The 4,063-nt window shown below is 74.4% G+C and carries 2 protein-coding genes and 1 pseudogene; 2 read left to right on the top strand and 1 reads right to left on the bottom strand.

Annotated features, from left to right (window positions below; genetic code table 11):
- Window positions 1–359: 359 nt before the first annotated feature.
- Window positions 360–1,526 carry a xylose isomerase gene (gene xylA / locus AB0917_RS33785; RefSeq protein ID WP_366823530.1) on the bottom strand — a complete coding sequence of 389 codons (1,167 nt, stop codon included), beginning with the start codon at window positions 1,524–1,526 and terminating at the stop codon, window positions 360–362.
- Window positions 1,527–1,742: 216 nt separating this feature from the next.
- Here xylA and xylB point away from each other — a divergent pair, with 216 nt between their 5' ends.
- Together xylB and AB0917_RS33775 are read left to right on the top strand one after the other, a co-directional pair.
- Window positions 1,743–3,227: a xylulokinase gene (gene xylB / locus AB0917_RS33780; protein WP_366823529.1), complete on the top strand. Its 1,485-nt coding sequence runs from the start codon at window positions 1,743–1,745 to the stop codon at window positions 3,225–3,227.
- A gap of 67 nt (window positions 3,228–3,294) precedes the next feature.
- A pseudogene (locus tag AB0917_RS33775) lies at window positions 3,295–3,969 on the top strand (VWA domain-containing protein); the annotation flags it as partial.
- Window positions 3,970–4,063 lie beyond the last annotated feature (94 nt).

Raw genomic sequence — 4,063 nt, 5'->3', positions numbered from 1 at the left:
CAGGCGTTCGCCCCACTTCGACAGGCCGGTGATGAAGCCCAGCGCCAGGCCGATGCTGCCGCCCCCGGGCGGGGGCCGGGGGGGCGGGGCCGGGCGGAGGCCGGGGGGTGCCCCAGGCGGAGGCCAGGGGGCGGGGCCGGGGGCGCCGGGACCTGAGGCCGGGGCCCGGGGCGCCAGGGCCGGGGGCCCGAGGCCGGGGGGCCGGGGCCGGGGGGCCGGGGCCGGAGGCCCGGGGCCCGGGACGCCGGCCCAAGCCCGGGGGCACCAGGGCCCAAGCCCGGGGCCGGAGGCCCGAGGACCAGGAGCGCCGGAACCACGGGCCCCGGCGCCCGTGAGGGCCGCCGGGCGCCCCCGTACCGTCAGCGCACCCCGAGCAGGTGGTCCATGGCCAGCTGGTCCAGCACCTCGAAGGCCATCCCGCGCTCGGCGGCGGCGTCCACGTCGAACTCCTCGTACGCCGTGCGGTCGGCGAGCAGGTCGGCGAGGCCGTCCCCCGCCGTGGGGCGCGCCAGTTCGTCCAGGCGGGAGGCGCGCAGCGCCTCCCGTACCTCGGGGTCGGCGCGGAAGGCCGCCGCGCGCTCCTTGAGGATGAGGTAGTTGCGCATGCAGCCGGCCGCCGAGGCCCAGACGCCGTCGTAGTCCTCGGTGCGCGGGGGCTTGAAGTCGAAGTGGCGCGGGCCCTCGTAGCCGCTCTCCAGCAGGTCGACGAGCCAGAAGGCCTGGCGCAGGTCGCCCGCGCCGAAGCGGAGGTCCTGGTCGTACTTGATGCCGGACTGGCCGTTGAGGTCGATGTGGAAGAGCTTGTCGGCCCACATCGCCTGGGCGATCCCGTGCGGGAAGTTGAGCCCGGCCATCTGCTCGTGCCCGGTCTCGGGGTTGACGCCGACCAGCTCGGGGCGCTCCAGGCGCTCGATGAAGGCGAGGGCGTGGCCGATGGTGGGCAGCAGGATGTCGCCGCGCGGCTCGTTCGGCTTGGGCTCGATGGCGAAGCGGAGGTCGTAGCCCTGCTCGGTGACGTACTCCCCCAGCAGGTCGAAGGCCTCCTTCATCCGGTGCAGGGCGAGCCGCACGTCCTTCGCCCCGCCGGACTCCGCCCCCTCGCGGCCGCCCCAGGCGACGAAGGTGGTGGCGCCCAGCTCGACGGCCAGGTCGATGTTGCGCAGGGTCTTGCGGAGCGCGTAACGGCGTACGTCCCGGTCGTTGGCGGTGAACCCGCCGTCCTTGAAGACCGGGTGGGTGAAGAGGTTCGTCGTCACCATGGGCACGACGAGCCCGCCGGCGTCGACCGCCTGCCGGAACCGCTTGACGATCGCCTCGCGCTCCGTGTCGCTCGACCCGAAGGGGATCAGGTCGTCGTCGTGGAAGGTCACGCCCCAGGCGCCGAGCTCGGCGAGCCGCTGGACGGACTCCACCGGGTCGATGGCCGCACGGGTGGCGTCGCCGAAGGGGTCCCGGCCCTGCCAGCCCACGGTCCACAGACCGAAGCTGAACTTGTCCTCGGGGGTGGGGGTGAAGCGTTCCGTCATGGTCCGACCGCCTTCGCCTGCCGTCGGGAGCCGGGTCCAGAGACCCGGTCCCTCTATTTGTTCACTGTCATGACTAATCATGCACGCGGCGCCTCCCGGACGAAACCCCCTGGTCGAAGGCGAGCGGGTTCAAGGCCTGTTCCCCGGGCCACGGATCACGTAATTTGTTCGCGGCAGAACCGAATAGGTGAACCCGTACCACGAAAGAGGCCGCCCATGTCGTCACGTACCGTCGTCATCGGCGTGGACAGCTCCACCCAGTCGACCAAGGCCGCCGTGATCGACGCCGTGACCGGCGAGCAGCTCGCGGTGGGGCGCGCCCCGCACGTCGTCACCGGGGAGGGCGGCGCCCGGGAGAGCGACCCGGAGGTCTGGTGGCGGGCGCTGGGCGACGCGGTGGCGGCCGGGCTGAAGGAGTCCGGGCTCCCCGCACGCTCGGTCACCGGGATCGCGGTGGCCGGACAGCAGCACGGGCTCGTCGTGCTGGACCGCTCGGGCCGCCCGCTGCGGCCGGCCCTGCTGTGGAACGACACCCGCTCCGCCCCGCAGGCCGCCGCCCTCACGGCCGCGCTCGGCGGGCCCGACGCGTGGACCGGGCGGACCGGTTCGGTACCGGTCGCCTCGATCACCGCCTCCAAGTGGCAGTGGCTGCGCGAGAACGACCCCGAGGCCGCGAAGGGGGCCGTGGGCGTACGGCTGCCGCACGACTTCCTCACCGAGCGCCTCGCGGGCGTCGCCGCGACCGACCCCGGGGACGCCTCCGGCACCGGCTGGTACGCCACCGCGACCGGCGCGTACGACCCCGTCCTGCTGGACCTCCTCGGCCTGGACCCGGCCCTCCTCCCCGAGGTGGCACCCACCGGGGCGGCCAGGATCGGTTCGCTCACTGAGGCGGCGGCCGAGGCGCTGGGGCTGCCGGCGGGCATCGCGGTGGCGGCGGGGACCGGCGACAACATGAGCGCGGCCGTGGGCCTCGGCCTGGGCGGCGCCGGGCTGCTGGACCACCCGGTCCTCTCCCTGGGCACCTCGGGCGTCGTCTTCGCCGCCTCCCGCACCCGCTCCACCGCCCCGGAGCTCTCCGGGTTCGCCGCCGCCGACGGTACGTACCTCCCGCTGGCCTGCACCCTCAACTGCACGCTCGCCGTGGACAAGGTCGCCTCCCTGCTCGGCCTGCACCGCGAGGACACGGCGCCCGGCGGCGAAGCCGTACTGCTGCCCTACCTCGACGGCGAACGCACCCCCGACCTGCCCACCGCGTCGGGGCTCCTGACCGGCCTGCGCCACGACACCACCCCGCAGCAACTGCTCGGCGCCGCCTACGAGGGCGCGGCCGTCACCGTCCTGCGGGCGCTGGACACCCTGCTGCGGGCCTGCGGCCTGGACCCCGACGCCCCGGAGGTCGCCGCCCGCCCGCTGCGGCTGATCGGCGGCGGCGCGCAGGGGCGCGGCTGGGTGGAGACGGTGCGCCGGCTCTCCGGCCGCCCGGTCGTCATCCCCGCCGGCGGCGAACTGGTCGCCCTGGGGGCGGCCGCGCTCGCCGCCTCCGCCGCGGGCGGCGGGGACCCGGTGGCGCTGGCGACCTCCTGGGGAGCAGGCGAGACGGGCAGTCAACTCGACGCCCAGGAGCGGGACCTGGAGACCTGGCAGCGGGTCACCTCGGTGCTGGACCGCGCCTCGGAGCCGCTGCTCGGCAGCCGATAGGTAAGCCGGAAGTCGTCGCCGGCGGCCCCGGTTGGGAATACCAACTGATTTTCCATAAGATCCGGCGATGATCACAAGAAATCGGCTGACGACCGGGGTGTGCATAGCGCTGGCCACCCTGGCCGCCGGGCTCGGCTCCGCGCTCCCCGCAGCCGCCGACGAACCACCGGCCACCCCCGCGCCCAAGGTCGAGCTGGTCCTCGACGTCAGCGGCTCCATGCGCACCCGCGACATCGACGGCCAGTCCCGGATGACCGCCGCCAAGCAGGCGTTCAACGACGTCCTGGACGCGGTGCCCGAAGGGGTCCACCTCGGCATCCGCACCCTGGGCGCCGACTATCCGGGCGACGACCGCAAGGTCGGCTGCAAGGACACCAGGCAGCTCTACCCGGTCGGTCCGCTGGACCGCACCGAGGCCAAGACCGCCGTCGCCACCCTCGCCCCCACCGGCTGGACCCCGATCGGCCCCGCGCTGCTCGGCGCGGCCGACGACCTCGAAGGCGGCGAGGCCACCCGCCGGATCGTCCTCATCACGGACGGCGAGGACACCTGCGGCCCGCTCGACCCGTGCGAGGTGGCCCGGGAGATCGCCGCGCGCGGCACCCACCTGGTCATCGACACCCTCGGCCTGGTGCCCAACGCCAAGATCCGCCAACAGCTCACCTGCATCGCCGAGGCCACCGGCGGCACCTACACCGCCGTTCAGCACAAGGACGAACTCTCGCGCCGCGTGAAGCAGTTACGAAGGACGAGAAGTCGATCTGGCTGCGGGAGCGGGGATCGGCCCACACGGTGGTGGCGTTGACGCCCGGGAAGTGCGCGGCCAGATGCATGGT

It is taken from the genome of Streptomyces sp. NPDC007346 (assembly GCF_040703535.1).
Lineage (GTDB): Bacteria > Actinomycetota > Actinomycetes > Streptomycetales > Streptomycetaceae > Streptomyces.
Note: the sequence above shows the minus strand (reverse complement) of the source record. Positions and strands in the feature narration are given on the sequence as shown.